The following is a 14,556-nucleotide window of genomic DNA, read 5'->3' on the forward strand; positions in this document are numbered from 1 at the left end:
AACGGTGCCCGAAGCTTTCAGCAAAGTCGCTTGCGGGGATAAACCCAGACCCGAATAGCAAGGGCCGTTTTTCAGGGTAGCTGTTAGAAGTTGGAACGCCTAGTGAAGTAAGAAAGGGTCAGGCCCATGACTTAACGCAAATCTAAGAAAACTAAAGGTTTGACCCCTACCCAGGAGGTGGGAACATGAACCGCATTGAAGCAAAATTCACCGAGTTAAAGAACCGGAGTGAAAAGGCCCTTGTTACTTTCATTACGGCGGGGGATCCTGATCTAGGAACTACCACCGCCCTGGTGCGGGCCATGGCCACGGCGGGGGCGGATATTATCGAGCTCGGGGTCCCCTTCTCCGAACCGGTGGCCGACGGCCCCGTGATCCAGCAGGCCTCCCAGCGGGCTTTGGCCGGCGGCACAACCCTGCGCGGCATCCTGGAAACCGTCCGTTCCCTGCGGCAAGACGTCGAGGTGCCGCTGGTCCTGATGAGTTACTACAACCCCGTCTACCGGTTCGGCCTGGACGGCTTCGCCCGGGAGGCGGCGGCCGCCGGGGCCGACGGGCTGATCGTCCCCGACCTGCCCGTCGAGGAAGCCGGGCCGCTCCTGGCCGCGGCCGACCGCGCGGGACTGGCCCTCATCCCCCTGGCCGCCCCGACCTCGACCGCCGCCCGCCTGCGGCGCATCGCCCGGTCGGCCCGGGGCTTTCTTTACTGCGTCGCCCTCACCGGGGTCACCGGGGCAGAGCAGCAGCCGGAGGAGGTCCGGAGACTGGTCGCCCGCGCCCGGGAGGTCTCGACCCTGCCCGTCGCCGTCGGCTTCGGCGTAACCACGCCGGCCCGGGCCGCGGAAGTCGGCGCTTTGGCCGACGGGGTCGTGGTGGGTACGGCCATCGTGCGGGAAGTCGCCAGGGGCGGCCCGGACATGACGGAGCGCGTGGCCGGTTTTACGCGGGAGCTGAAGACGGCTTTGCGGCGGGGTCATGCCTAGGAGAGTGCTGCAAAAAGCCAATATACTGGTTTTGGCATAGGTATCCTTAGGGTAGGGTACAGCTATGCTTCGGAAGTTAGCCTTAAGACCGCTCAAAAAGAGGTCCGAGGCAAGAGGTCAGAGGTCGGTTACGGGAAGCGATCGCTTCGCGATTGCAAGTCTATAATCCTTAGCAATCGCTCTGCGGATTTCATCAGGTCAGATTTCTGACTTCTGGCATCCGACATCCTTTTTGCCAGGCGCGGTTTTTCAGCAGTCTCCCACGGGAAACTGGCTGCGCCCTTAACATTAAAAGGGCTTGTCCTGAAGGCTTTCAACTGTTTCGGGAGCTGTCGGCGTCCTTTCCGGAACGGACAGGACGACAAGGGCGGCAAGGAGCAGGATTGCCCCGCCCCAACCCGCCGCCGTAAGGCGCTCGCCCATCAGGCCCACGGCCAGAAGAGTCGCGACCAGCGGCTCGACCAGGGTGGCGACCGAAGAAGCCGTGGCTGTAACCTTCTTAAGGCCCAGCCCGAACAGGACATAGGCGACAGCCGTGGGAAACAAGCCGAGGTAGACAAGGATCAGCCAGCCTGCAAGCGGTAGGTTCCGGGGGATGCCGGCCAAGGGCAGCATCAGCAAGGCTGCCACGGTAAAAGCCAGGGTTACGGCCTGTATGGGATGCAGGCGCCCCACCAGGTCTTTTCCGGCCACGACACACGTGGCGTAAGATAGCGCGGCGGCGAGGGCGAGAAGGTTGCCGGAAAGATAAGCGGGACTCAACACAGCGTCGATGCCATGCAGGCCGATGATCAACGCCGTCCCCGGAAGGGCCAGAGCCAGCGCAACCAGTACACGTCCTGACAGGCGCTCCTTCAGAAAGATCCGGGCCAGGAAAGCGACCATCAGCGGGGCGGTGCAAATGGCCAGTAGGGTGGCTGTGGCGATCTGCGTACGGATTACGGCCTGGAAGAACGACAGTTGGTAGCCGGCAAGAGCCGCGCCAAAGAGCAAGACAGCGAGGACGTGGCTCTTGTTCAAGGCGGAAAGGCCCGTGCTTTTCGTGATGCTCCAGGAAGCCAGGAGCAAAAACGGGGCACCGAAGAAGAGCCGCCATACGCCCACCGTCAGGGGATCAAGGCCGTATAAACTATGCAAAAAAGTGGCTGACGTTCCGGTAGTACCAAAAAGGACGCTGGCGAGAACGATCAGCAATAATCCGAAAGTCATTCATTCATCTCCCGTAACGCTTTAGAAAGGCGTTGGGCCGGCTCTGTGCTTACTTCGGTGCTGCTTGCGGCTGACACAGTGAACGATACTTCTGCCGCACTTCCTTCATGCGCCCGCAATTCTTCTCTCCTTCGGGGCAAGGCCCGCGCAGGCAGGCCGGGCCGGCCTGGCCGAAGAAGGTCGGGGCCACCGCCCTCACCAGCCTGAGCATCTCATCGGCCAGGGCCCGTATCTCCCACTGGGCGCGCTCGCAGCAGCGCAGGGTGAAGAAATGCAGGAGCTCGCGGGCGTTCATCGTTACGACGAACTTGGTCTCGGCGGCGTTGGGCAGGACGAAGCGGGCGTCCTCCAGGGCGTCCTTCCCGCCCCCCAGTTCCCGGACCCAGTAGTCGTACCACTCCTGAATCCGCCGCATCTGGCCGGCAAACTCGGCCGCCTTGTCCGGTCCCAGCTCCGCGATCCGCGGAGGGACGACGTAGTCGAAGACCCCGTTCTCGCTTCGGGCGGCCGTTTCAGCGACGTAGCGCTGGGACTGCACCGAGAAGGAGGCGATCCGGTGCCTGGTGATTTGGGCCAGCAGGCTGCGGGAGACGCCCTCGACGGCGAAGGTGAAGGCGGCATGTTCGATGGGCGTGACGTGTCCCATGCCGACCAGCTTGTTGATGAACTCCGCCGGCTCGCGTTCCGCCGAAAAACCGATGAGCTCGTCGTTGCTCAACCCCGAGTAGCACCGCCGGCCGGCCAGGGCCGCCAGTTCCTCCGGCTGCGGCGTGTGGGCCAGAAGTTTAACCGAAAGCTGTACAGTACCCACGCGATCAGAATCCCCTTTCCTCCGCCGTTTGCACCCACAAAACAGATACCGCGGCTGAAAGCAGCCGCAAAATAGATATTATATTCGCAAACTCGTAGATTTATTCCTTTAACCTACGTTACAAGAGGAGCTGGACTTGTCGGACTTACTATACAAAACCCATCGGCAAGGATCGGATCGTAAAGCCTGACCCTCCCCAAGAAAAAAGAATTCGGCCATCGGCCGAATTTCTTCAAGTATCCCAGTGCCCGGTGCCTATATCTTAATGGATTTCGAGGGTCTGGCTAAGCATTTGCTTATAATTCAGTGCTACTAACTCCAACCTGGTAGCTCGAATGTCAATAATTGTCGATATTCTCTTTGCTTTTCCATCTTAAGTTATTGAGTACTTGATACGAAATTATATCATTAAGATAATTGCTGCCTTCTGCCCAAACCGTAGCATTGACCTTCACATCGAGGGGTTTTGAAGCTCGATCCCCTTAGCCTCATAGCTTTTGTCCTTGCCGTCTGAGCTAAAGTACGGAGTTATCCCCTTCACGCTTAGACTCACTGTAAGCGGCTGGCTAAACCCTGCTCAGTGCACCTCTAGAGATTCACGATTTGCTCACTGAAGAGCGGAGGCGCAGAGAAAACGCAGCGGGCGCTAACGCTGTTGTGGTCAAAACCGAATGGGTCGTACAACCGGCCATTTTTAAGCCCTCAAAAAAGACAGCGAACGGGGAACGGGTAAGAGCTCCCGGGGAAGATTGGCCCGGTCTCGGTCCCGTCTTTAAAAGTAAGGAAGAAGCGGTGAGGGCTGTAGGGCAGGCTGTTGATTACACTCCATGGCAAAGTCCGGGTAATACCTCTTTGCTCTTTGTATCCTATAAAGGCAGTCTCACTGATCTTGACTATTCGTTTTCGGCGCATCATGAAGGACCAATCGGTTTATTACCTTTTCCAGGAATAGCAGAGAGGACTTCTCTTAAGGGAGGTGAACAACTGGCAAGCGGCAACTGGTACGTTGTAAGCATCTCCAGTGAATGTAACCTATAAGGTGAGAGCCTACCTTCATTGGCGGTATAGAGAGTGGCGCCAACGCGCCACCCTCTTTCATTTTGGATTATTCTTCCCGTATCAAACCCAGTGCTAAGTAGAAACGGCTATGCCCGCTTCCATCTGACTCCGTCAGGGGTATCCTCAAGAACCACGCCCATTTCCTTCAAGCCGTCGCGGATGCGGTCGGCCAGGGTGAAGTTTTTGGCCCTGCGTGCTTCCCGGCGCAGCCCGATGATCAGGTCCAGCAGAGCGGGAGCCGCGTCGCCGGACTGACCGTCGGCCTTCTTCCAGCGCGCCCCCCGAGGAGTGTCCTCGATAACGAACCCGGCCGCCTTCAACCCGTCGCGGATGCGGTCGGCCGTGGCGAAGTCCTTGCCCTGCCGGGCCTCCTGCCGCAGGCTGAGCAAAAAGTCGAGCAGCCCTGAGGCCAGGTCGCCGCCGAGGCTCTCCTCGTCCAGGACGATGCGGCCCTCTTCCTCCCGGAAAATACCCAGGACGCTGTTGAAGTCGTCGAAGAGCGCCCGCGCCCGTGCGAGCGCCTCCCGTTCGGGTGCTTGCTCGTTGTGCAGGTAGGCGTTGACCTCGCCGGCCAGGTCGAAAACCGCGGCCACGGCCAGGGCGGTGTTGAAGTCGTCGTCCATCGCCCTCTCGAAGCGTTCCCTCAATTCGCCGAGCTTTTCCTTCAACTCGGCGGCCCGCTCGTTCCCCTCGTCCGCGGCCCGGCCGGCGAGCGCCTCGTCGAGCAGGACGATGCTGTTTTTGAGCCGCGCCAGGCCTTTTGTGCTGGCTTCCATCTTCTCGGGGTCGAAGTCGAGCGGGCTGCGGTAATGGGTCGACAGCAGGAACAGGCGCAGGGCGCCGGGCGGGAAGGCCCGTACCAGGTCGCGCACCAGGGAGATGTTGCCCAGCGATTTGGACATCTTTTCCTCCCTGATGGTGATGAAGCCGTTGTGAATCCAGTAGCGGGCGAAGGGCCGGCCCGTGGCCCCCTCCGACTGGGCGATCTCGTTCTCGTGGTGGGGAAAGATCAGGTCGGCCCCGCCCCCGTGGATGTCCAGCGTTTCCCCGAGGTACTTCATGGCCATGGCCGAGCACTCGATGTGCCAGCCGGGCCGCCCCATACCCCAGGGGCTTGGCCACGCCGGCTCACCGGGCTTGGCGGCCTTCCACAGGGCGAAGTCCAGCGGGTCGCGCTTGCGCGGGTCGACCTCGACCCTGGCCCCGGAGAGCATGTCCTCGACGTCGCGCCCGGAGAGTTTTCCGTAGTCCGGAAAGTTGCGGACGGCGTAGTAGACGTCGCCGTCGACCTGGTAAGCAAGGCCGTTGTCGATGAGTTTCCGGACAAGGGCGATAATGTCGTCCAGGTGTTCGGACACCTTCGGGTGAACGTCGGCCCGCCGGACGTTCAGCGCGTCGGCGTCGGTAAAGTACTCGTCGACGTATCGTGCAGCCATCGCGATGGGGTCCGCACCTTCTTCGTTGGCCCGCTTGATGATCTTGTCGTCAATATCGGTGAAGTTCTGGACGTAGGTCACGTCGAAGCCTTTGTAAATCAGGTAGCGCCGGATGGTATCGAAGACGACCAGGGGTCGGGCGTTGCCCAGGTGGATGAAGTTGTAGGTCGTCGGCCCGCAGACGTACATCCTTACCCGGCCCGGCTCCATCGGCACGAATGTTTCTTGTCTCTTCGTAAGCGTGTTATAGAATTGCACAACATTTACCTCCACTTAGGAAAGCTGGAAGGTGTGCCTGCATTGATGCCTATATCTACTTATTAACAGCCTCAAGACGCTGAAGCCGTTCCTCAAGAACTTTAATCCGTTCCTGCAACAGGTTCATGGCGTCCGCGACCGGGTCGGGGATCTGGTCGTGGCGGAGGTCGACGGACCGGTCACTGTCGACCCGCTGGCCGTCGCGTTTGACGATCCGCCCGGGAACGCCGACCACCGTGCAGTTGGGGGGCACGGGCTTCAGGACGACCGAACCGGCCCCGATCTTGGAGTTCTCCCCCACCTCAAAGGAGCCCAGGATCTTGGCGCCGGCGCTGATCACCACGTTGTCCCCGATGGTCGGGTGGCGCTTGCCTTTCTCTTTGCCCGTCCCGCCCAGGGTCACGCCCTGGTAAATGGTCACGTTATTGCCGATCTCGGCGGTCTCGCCGATGACCACCCCCAGGCCGTGGTCGATGAAGAAACCCTCGCCGATCTTCGCCCCCGGGTGGATTTCGATCCCGGTGACGAAGCGCGAAAAATGGGAAATCAGCCGGGCCAGGGTGTAAAGCCTCATCCGGTAAAAGAAATGGGCGAAGCGGTGCAGGATGACGGCATGGAGGCCGGGATAACAGAGCAGGACCTCCAGCAGGTTCTTGGCCGCGGGGTCGCGCTCGAAAACCGCCTGGATATCGCGGCGGATACGCCTGAACATCCTATCACCCCCTGAATGGCACTGAGCTTCGGGCATTAGGACTGCCAACCTTTGACCGAAGCTAATTATATCATATTTTAAGAAGTCCCAGTGCTCAGCGCTCAGCACTCAACGCCAATGCTGCTGCATCTGGCGGCTTATGCCGGCTACAGCATAAGCCGCCATGCCCTCCCCGCCGCCCGTGAAACCGAGCCCTTCGGTGGTCGTGGCCTTGACGCTGACAACGGCGACGTCGACCCCCAGGACGCGGGCCATATTTTCACGCATCAGGGGGATGAAGGGGGCCAACCGCGGGGCCTGGGCCACCACCGTGGCGTCGACGTTGACGACGGCAAAGCCCGCTCTTTCCAGTAGGCCGACGACCCGCTTCAGGAGTTCCAGGCTGGAAATCCCCTGGTAAGCAGGATCGCTGTCGGGGAAGTGCCGGCCGATGTCCCCCAGGGCGGCCGCGCCGAGCAGGGCGTCCATCACGGCGTGGGCCAGCACGTCGGCGTCCGAGTGCCCCAGGAGGCCCTTCTCGTACGGGACTTCGACGCCCCCGAGGACCAGCTTCCTGCCCTCGGCCAGCCGGTGAACGTCGTAACCGAAACCGCTGCGCATCCCCGTCATCCTCCCCATCATCGCCTCCGCAAAGACGAAATCCTCGGGCGTCGTGAGCTTGATGTTGGTATAGTCGCCGGGGACCAGGGCCACCTCTCCGCCGCTCATCTCCACCAGCGCAGTGTCGTCGGTGCCCACGAAGCCCTTTTGCGCCGCCTCCTTGTGGGCGTTAATAATCACCTCCAGGCGAAAGGCCTGGGGGGTCTGCACCAGCCAGAGCCTGTCCCGGGGGAGGGTGGTCCGGCTCAGGCCCGGCATCCGGGCCATCTTGACGGTGTCCTTGGGGGGAACGGCCAGCGTGGCCGCCCCGGCGGCCAGCGCAGCCTCGATCAGGCCGGCCAGCCGCTCCCCGGGGACAAACGGCCGCACCCCGTCGTGGATCAGCACCACGTCGCACGGGGGAAGGGCGCTCAGTCCCGCCCGGACCGACTCCTGGCGTTCGGCCCCGCCGGGGACGACCGAGAGGCATTTCCGGAAGCCGTAACCTTCCACGATCATCCGCCGGACCCGCGCCTCGTCGCCGGGCGGGACCACCAGCACCACGAAGGATATTTCCGGCGCGTCCTCAAAGACGCGCAAAGTGTGCGCTAAAACCGGGCGGCCGGCCAGGAGCCGGTACTGCTTGGGGGTCGGACCCCCCATCCGACTGCTCCGGCCGGCCGCAACAATCACGGCGCCGACTTCAGCCAACGACGTTCACCTCGTTGAACTTGCCGTTTACGTATTCTTCCCGCCGAAAGGTTTTGGGCTTGGCGAAGATCATCCTGCCCGCCGTCGTTTGTAGAACGCTGGTGACGATCACGGTGATCGTCTGGCCGATGAAGCGCTTGCCCGAATCGACGACGATCATCGTCCCGTCGTCGAGGTAACCCACACCCTGGCCCGGTTCCTTTCCGTCCTTGATGATCTGCACGGTCATCTCCTCGCCGGGCAGGACCACGGGCTTCAAGGCGTTGGCCAGTTCATTGATGTTCAGGACCTTAACGCCATGCAGCTCGGCCACCTTGTTCAGGTTGAAGTCGTTGGTGATGATCTTGGCGCCCAGGCGCTTGGCCAGCTTGACCAGCTTGGCGTCCACCTCCGGGGTGTCCTCCAGGCCCTTGACGTTTTCGTAGATCTGCACGCGGATGTCGGATTTGCGCCGCACCATGTTCAGGATGTCCAGCCCCCGGCGCCCGCGGTTGCGCTTCAGGAGGTCGTTGGAATCGGCAATGTGCTGCAGTTCCTCCAAAACGAAAGACGGGATCACCAGGGTCCCCTCCAGAAAACCGCTCGTGCAGAGGTCGGCGATGCGGCCGTCGATAATCGCCGAGGTGTCCAGGAGCTTGGCCTCGCCCTTGCTCGGTTTCTCCTTGCCGAACCACGGCAGGCTGGTGAAGACGCCGGTCAGTTCCTCCCGCTTCCTGATGGCCACGATCAAACCGACGTAGCCGAGGAAAACGGTAAGCAGTACCCCGGCGGCCTTCCCGACGACACCCAGGAAATTAAGAATGGAACCCAGCAGGTTGGCGATTAAAAGACCGAGTATAAGTCCGAGAGCACCGATGAGGAGGTCCTGGACGGGCATTTTTTGCAGGTATTCCACCACGCGCGTCGTCAGGAAGACAGTCCAGTTGATGAGGCGGGGGGTAAGCAGGATGCCCAGGACCAGCCCGAACAGCGCCGTTAAAGCGGCCAACCCGTAGCCGGTGTTCGTTTCAAGGTTCAGGTTCAAAAGATTGTTCACGAATAAGTAGTGACCGAGATAAAAACCGGACGCCGTGAAAACGGCCGTTAAAAAAAGAAAAGCCACCTTGCGCATTTTTGGTCACCTCCTTTCATTCCTCATTTTTATCATTTTGTTAAATATTATAACGGGACAGGCATACGTGCTCAATAAAAAAAATGGCGATTCTTCTCGCCATTTCTTACTCAAACGCTTCGTCCAACATTGACCTGGCTTTTTCTTCCTCTACCTCGGCCGCCAGCACCAGTTCGCTGATCAGGATCTGCCGCGCGCTTTCGAGCATCCGTTTTTCGCCCGAGGACAGACCCTTTTCGCGTTCGCGGCGTGCCAGGTTTCTCACAACCTCGGCCACTTCGTAGACGTCCCCGCTCTTGATCTTCTCGAGGTTGGCTCGGTAACGCCGGTTCCAGTTGCCCGGCATCTGGCTTGAGTCCTCTTTGAGCAGGCAGAAGACTTTGCGCACTTCCTCTCTGCCGATGACCTGGCGAAGGCCCACTCCCTTGCCCTCGCCCCCCGAAGTGGGGACCATGACCTTCATGTTACCTATGGGCAGCCTCAGTACGTAGTACTGATGCCTTTCTCCCAGGATTTCCTTTTCTTCGATGGCTTCGATGATACCAGCGCCGTGCATCGGGTACACAACTTTGTCACCAATCTTAAACAATACGCCACCTCCCGAAACCCCTCTCGCACTAAGTATAACACATCCTAGCTATTCCTGTCAAAAAACGGCCTTGTACGTACAATTAGCGGCCGCTATCTATATCTTTCTTGTAATAGTTGGTTCCAGTAACGGCTTAAACCTTCCTTTATCGAGCGGGCGCGGGTCTCCCCGATCCCCTCGACCTCGTCGAGCTCTTCCAGAGAGGCGTTCAGGATGCGGTTGAGGTTGCCGAAAGTAGCCACCAGGTTCTCGATGACGGGCGCCGGCAGGCGCGGGACCTTGGAGAGGATGCGGTAGCCGCGGGGGGAAACGTTCTGTTCCAAGATGGCGCTCCCCCCGGGATATCCCAGGGCCCGCGAGATCAGCGGCAGGTCGAGGAGGTCCTCGTTGGGCCAAGTCTCGATCATGTTCAGGACCTGCCGCGGCGTCCTGTCGGGCGCGACGGCGTAGTCCTGAATGACGCTTAAGCCCTCAATGTCCACGTTGGCGATCAGTTCCTCGAGCTGCATGGTGATCAGGCGCCCTTCCACGCCCAGCTCGACGATGTACTTGTTGATCTCGCTGACGACCTTGAGGGTCATCTCGACGCGCTGGATGACCTTGCAGACCTCGTAGAGGGTCACGGTGCCCTCGAACTCCATGATGCTTAAGTTGACCAGGATACGGTCCAGGACGCTCTTGTACTTTTCCAGGGTCTGCAGGGCCTGGTTGGCCTTGGTGAAGATGACCTCCAGGTCGCGCAGGACGTATTTCAGCGCGCCCTTGTAGACGGTGATCACGCCCCGGCGCTGGGAGATCGAGATCACGACGGCGTCGGTCTGCCGCGCGACGCGCTCGGCCGTCCGGTGGCGGATGCCCGTCTCGCTCGAAGGGATACCCAGGTCCGGCACCAGCTGGGTGTTCGCGGCGATAATCCTTTTCGCCTCGCTGTCCAGGATGATGGCCCCATCCATCTTCGCCAGCTCGTAGAGCTTGGCCGGCGAAAAGTCGGCGTTGACCCGGAAACCCCCTTCGGCGATCTCCAGGACCTCGGGGCGGTCGCCGATGACGATCAGCGCCCCGCTCTCCGAGCGCAGGATGTGTTCCAGGCCCTCGCGCAGGGGCATGCCCGGCGCGACGACGCGCAGGACTTTCAACAGCTGTTCCTCTCTCTCGTCCCTTACCAACAGTCTCCCTCCAACTCTAACCCCTAAAGCCCTTGATCAAGCGCTTCGCTTACCGTCCGGACCTTGCAAAGCTCCAGCCGGGAATTATCCGACGCCAGGCCGCCGTCCGGGACGATGGCCCGGTTGAAGCCCAGTTTGCGCGCCTCGTTCAGCCTCTTTTCCAGCGCGCCTACCGGGCGGACCTCCCCGGTCAGTCCGACCTCCCCGACGACCACGGTGCGGGGGGCCACCGGGCGCTCGCGGAAACTGGAGGCCAGGGCCAGGGCGATGCCCAGGTCCACGGCCGGCTCCGACAGTTTCACCCCGCCCACGGCGTTTACGTAGATGTCCTGGTTCGACAGAGACAGCCCCACCCGCTTCTCCAGGACGGCGGCCATCAGCACGACGCGGTTGTAGTCCACGCCGACGGTCATCCGGCGCGGCGTCCCGTAGCCGCTGGGGCTGACCAGCGCCTGGATCTCCACCAGCAGGGAACGGGTGCCCTCGATGCAGGACACCACCGCCGAACCGGGCACCCCGTCGTCCTGGGGCCGCAGGAACAGACGCGAGGGGTTTTTGACCTCCGCCAGCCCCTCCGCCCTCATTTCGAATACACCGATCTCGTTGGTCGACCCGAAGCGGTTCTTGACACTGCGCAGCACGCGCAGGGACTGGTGCCGCTCCCCCTCCAGGTAGATCACGGTGTCGACGATGTGTTCGAGCACGCGGGGCCCGGCCAGGAGCCCCTCCTTGGTCACGTGACCGACCAGGAACACCGGGACGCCGGTTTCCTTGGCCGCTTTGGCCAGCCGCAAGGTACACTCCCGGACCTGCCCCAGGCTCCCGGGGACGGCCGCCAGGTCGGGGAGAAAAGTGGTCTGGATGGAGTCGACGATGACCGCCCGGGCCCCGCTCTCCCTGATGTGGGAGACGATCCGCTCGACGTCGGTCTCGCAGGCCAAGAGCACGTTCTCGTGCACCGTTTGCAGCCGCTCGGCCCGCAGGCGGACCTGCAGGGCGGACTCTTCACCCGCGACGTAGAGCGCCTTGCCTCCCTGCTCCGCAACGCGGAAGGCGCACTGCAAAAGAAGGGTGGACTTGCCGATGCCGGGGTCGCCGCCGATCAGGACGACCGACCCCGGGACGATGCCGCCCCCCAGGACCCGGTCCATCTCGGCGATCCCGGTCGACAGGCGGGTCTGTTCGTCCACAGAAACAGCAGAAAGGGGGCGAGGCGGCTCGCCGGCGCGAACCGCCTTTTTCCTGCCCCCCTCTTCCTCGCAAAACGACTGCCACGCCCCGCAGCCCGGACACCTGCCAAGCCAGCGTGGCGAATAATATCCGCACTCCCGGCAGCGCATCGGCAACTCTGGTACTACCTTTCCATAGTATACCATAATATTATATCACTGCCAGTGAAGTCGAACAAGACTGGACGTAGGACATAAGACTATTTCCTACGTCTTACGTCCTAAGTCCTACACCCGTTTTCTGAACCTGTACCTCGCCGTCTTCCGCGTCGAGTTGCACCTTATCGCCGCGGGCGAAGGTGTGCTTCAGCAGTTCCTCCGACAGCCGGTCCTCGACCAGGCGCTGGATCGCCCGGCGCAGGGGACGGGCCCCGAATTTCTCGTCAAAGCCTTCCTTGGCCAGAAGGTCCTTGAGGCTGTCGCTGAACGCGACCTCGACCTCGTTTTCCTTCATCCGTTGAGCGACGTCCTTCAGCATCAGGTCCACGATGGCCCTGATGTGCTCGGTGGTCAGGGCGTGGAAGACGATAATCTCGTCGATCCGGTTCAGGAACTCCGGTCGGAACGTGCGGTGTAGCTCGCTGATGACGCGCTCCTTCATCTTCTCGTAGTCGTTTGCCTCGTCCTCGGGCCTGGCGAAGCCGAGCGTGCGTTCATTCCGGATCAGCTGGGCGCCCACGTTCGAGGTCATAATGATGACGGTGTTGCGGAAGTCCACCGTACGCCCCTTGGCGTCGGTAAGACGGCCGTCCTCCAGCACCTGCAGCAGGATGTTGAAGACCTCGGGGTGGGCCTTCTCGATCTCGTCCAGGAGCACCACGGTGTAGGGGCGCCTGCGGACGGCCTCGGTCAACTGGCCGCCCTCGTCGTAGCCGACGTAACCCGGAGGCGCGCCGACCAGGCGGGAAACGGCGTGCCGCTCCATATACTCCGACATGTCGATGCGTACCAGGGCCTCCTCGTCGTTGAACAGGGCCTCGGCCAGCGCCCGGGCCAGCTCGGTCTTGCCCACGCCCGTGGGGCCGAGGAAGATGAACGATCCGACGGGCCGCTTCGGGTCCTTGAGCCCCGCCCGCGCCCTGCGGATCGCCCGGGAGACCGCCGCCACGGCCTCGTCCTGGCCGACCACGCGCTGGTGCAGGATTTCCTCCATCTTCAAAAGGCGCTCGGATTCCTCCTCGGCCAGCTTCGACACCGGGATCCCGGTCCAGGTGGAGACGATGTGGGCGATGTCCTGCTCGCCGACGACGAGTTCGTCCCCGCCCTTCCGCTGGCGCCAGGCTTCCCTCGATTCCTCCAGCCGGTTCTTCAACTGCTGCTCCTGGTCGCGCAGCATGGCCGCCTTCTCGAACTCCTGCCCGGCGATGGCCGCTTCCTTCTCCTTGCGGATGTCTTCGAGCCTGGCTTCCAGCTCCTTGAGGTCGGGCGGGGCGGTGAAGGCCTGCAGGCGCACGCGCGAGCCGGCCTCGTCGACGAGGTCGATGGCCTTGTCCGGGAGGAAGCGGTCGGTGATGTAACGGTCCGACAGCCTCGCCGCGGCTTCGATGGCCTCGTCGGTGATGTGCACGCGGTGGTGGGCCTCGTACTTGTCACGCAGCCCCTTCAGGATCGCGATTGTCTCCTCCACCGTCGGCTCGTCGACCATGATCGGCTGGAAGCGGCGCTCCAGCGCCGGGTCGCGCTCAACGTGCTTGCGGTACTCGTCCAGGGTCGTTGCCCCAATGGTCTGCAGCTCGCCCCTGGCCAAGGCGGGCTTGAGGATGTTGGCCGCGTCGATGGCCCCCTCGGCCGCGCCCGCGCCGATCAGGGTGTGCAGCTCGTCGATAAACAGGATGACGTTCCCCGCCGCCTTAATCTCGTCGATAACCTTCTTGATCCGTTCCTCGAACTCGCCCCGGTACTTGGTGCCGGCCACCATCGACGCGAGGTCGAGGGCGACGACGCGTTTGTTCAAGAGCACTTCGGGTACCATGCCCTTACTGATGCGCTGCGCCAGCCCTTCGGCGATGGCCGTCTTGCCCACGCCGGGGTCGCCGATGAGCACCGGGTTGTTCTTGGTGCGCCGGCTCAAGATCTGGATCACGCGCTCGATTTCTTTCTCCCGCCCGATGACCGGGTCCAGTTTTTCTTCCCTAGCCATGGCCGTCAGGTCGCGGGCATACTGGTCCAGGTTCGGGGTCTTGGTATCCTTCTTGGCCGGCTCGCCGCTAACCCCGCAGGCGGCGCAACCGGTAGGGGCGGCGCCGCCCCCCATGATCTGGACGATCCTCTGCCGCACCCTGTCCAAGTCGGCTCCCATGCCGGTCAGGATCTGGGCCGCGACGCCCTCCCCTTCGCGGATCAGGCCCAGGAGCAAGTGCTCGGTGCCGACGTAGTTGTGGCCGAGCTGCCTGGCCTCGTCGACCGACAGCTCCAGCACCCGCTTCGCCCGCGGCGTCAAGGCGACCTCGCGCAGAGGCGCCGGCGGCTGCCCGGTCTCCACGGTCTGCTCGATGGCGGCCCTGACCTTGTCGGCGTCCAGTCCGAGTTCGAGCAGAATCCTCGCTCCGACGCCCTCACCCTCGCGGATCAGGCCCAGCAGCAAGTGCTCGGTGCCCACGTAAGGGTAATTGAACCTCCGCGCCTCTTCCTGGGCCAGCAGGATCACTTTCTGGGCCCGTTTAGTAAACCTTCCGAACATTTTTTTGCGTACCTCCCCGCATC

Annotated in this window: 11 protein-coding genes; 1 reads left to right on the plus strand and 10 read right to left on the minus strand. The window is 62.0% G+C overall.

Annotated elements, in window-relative coordinates; translation table 11 throughout:
• Positions 1–185: 185 nt before the first annotated feature.
• Complete coding sequence (gene trpA / locus ACUM6F_RS06980) at positions 186–983, plus strand: tryptophan synthase subunit alpha (RefSeq protein ID WP_445348786.1); 798 nt, start codon at positions 186–188, stop codon at positions 981–983.
• A gap of 288 nt (positions 984–1,271) precedes the next feature.
• On the opposite strand, the gene ACUM6F_RS06985 is transcribed toward trpA, so the two are convergent.
• From ACUM6F_RS06985 to ACUM6F_RS07030, 10 genes are all read right to left on the minus strand, one after another.
• The gene (locus tag ACUM6F_RS06985) at positions 1,272–2,192 is read right to left on the minus strand and encodes a DMT family transporter (protein ID WP_445348787.1); all 921 of its coding nucleotides are present in this window, start codon (positions 2,190–2,192) and stop codon (positions 1,272–1,274) included.
• A 49-nt stretch (positions 2,193–2,241) separates the two neighbouring features.
• Positions 2,242–3,003 carry an FAD-dependent thymidylate synthase gene (gene thyX / locus ACUM6F_RS06990; RefSeq protein ID WP_445348788.1) on the minus strand — a complete coding sequence of 254 codons (762 nt, stop codon included), beginning with the start codon at positions 3,001–3,003 and terminating at the stop codon, positions 2,242–2,244.
• A gap of 1,145 nt (positions 3,004–4,148) precedes the next feature.
• The gene (gene cysS / locus ACUM6F_RS06995) at positions 4,149–5,756 is read right to left on the minus strand and encodes a cysteine--tRNA ligase (RefSeq protein ID WP_445348789.1); all 1,608 of its coding nucleotides are present in this window, start codon (positions 5,754–5,756) and stop codon (positions 4,149–4,151) included.
• Positions 5,757–5,811: 55 nt separating this feature from the next.
• Positions 5,812–6,468, minus strand: a complete 657-nt coding sequence (gene cysE / locus ACUM6F_RS07000; protein WP_425620876.1) for a serine O-acetyltransferase — start codon at positions 6,466–6,468, stop codon at positions 5,812–5,814.
• Between the two features lie 108 nt (positions 6,469–6,576).
• On the minus strand, positions 6,577–7,758 hold the full coding sequence (ispD, locus tag ACUM6F_RS07005) for a 2-C-methyl-D-erythritol 4-phosphate cytidylyltransferase (RefSeq protein ID WP_445348790.1): 1,182 nt from the start codon (positions 7,756–7,758) through the stop codon (positions 6,577–6,579).
• Positions 7,751–8,869, minus strand: coding sequence for a PIN/TRAM domain-containing protein (locus ACUM6F_RS07010; protein WP_445348791.1), 1,119 nt, complete (start codon positions 8,867–8,869; stop codon positions 7,751–7,753). The genes ispD and ACUM6F_RS07010 overlap by 8 nt, the downstream gene beginning before the upstream one ends.
• Positions 8,870–8,975: 106 nt before the next feature.
• Positions 8,976–9,458 (minus strand): CarD family transcriptional regulator, encoded by a 483-nt coding sequence (locus tag ACUM6F_RS07015; protein ID WP_425620873.1) that lies wholly within the window; start codon positions 9,456–9,458, stop codon positions 8,976–8,978.
• A 92-nt stretch (positions 9,459–9,550) separates the two neighbouring features.
• Positions 9,551–10,624: a DNA integrity scanning diadenylate cyclase DisA gene (gene disA / locus ACUM6F_RS07020; RefSeq protein ID WP_425620872.1), complete on the minus strand. Its 1,074-nt coding sequence runs from the start codon at positions 10,622–10,624 to the stop codon at positions 9,551–9,553.
• Positions 10,625–10,647: 23 nt separating this feature from the next.
• Positions 10,648–12,000, minus strand: a complete 1,353-nt coding sequence (gene radA / locus ACUM6F_RS07025) for a DNA repair protein RadA (protein ID WP_445348792.1) — start codon at positions 11,998–12,000, stop codon at positions 10,648–10,650.
• Positions 12,001–12,067: 67 nt separating this feature from the next.
• Positions 12,068–14,533 (minus strand): ATP-dependent Clp protease ATP-binding subunit, encoded by a 2,466-nt coding sequence (locus ACUM6F_RS07030; RefSeq protein ID WP_445348793.1) that lies wholly within the window; start codon positions 14,531–14,533, stop codon positions 12,068–12,070.
• Between the last annotated feature and the right edge of the window lie 23 nt (positions 14,534–14,556).

The organism is Desulforudis sp. DRI-14, assembly GCF_052618305.1.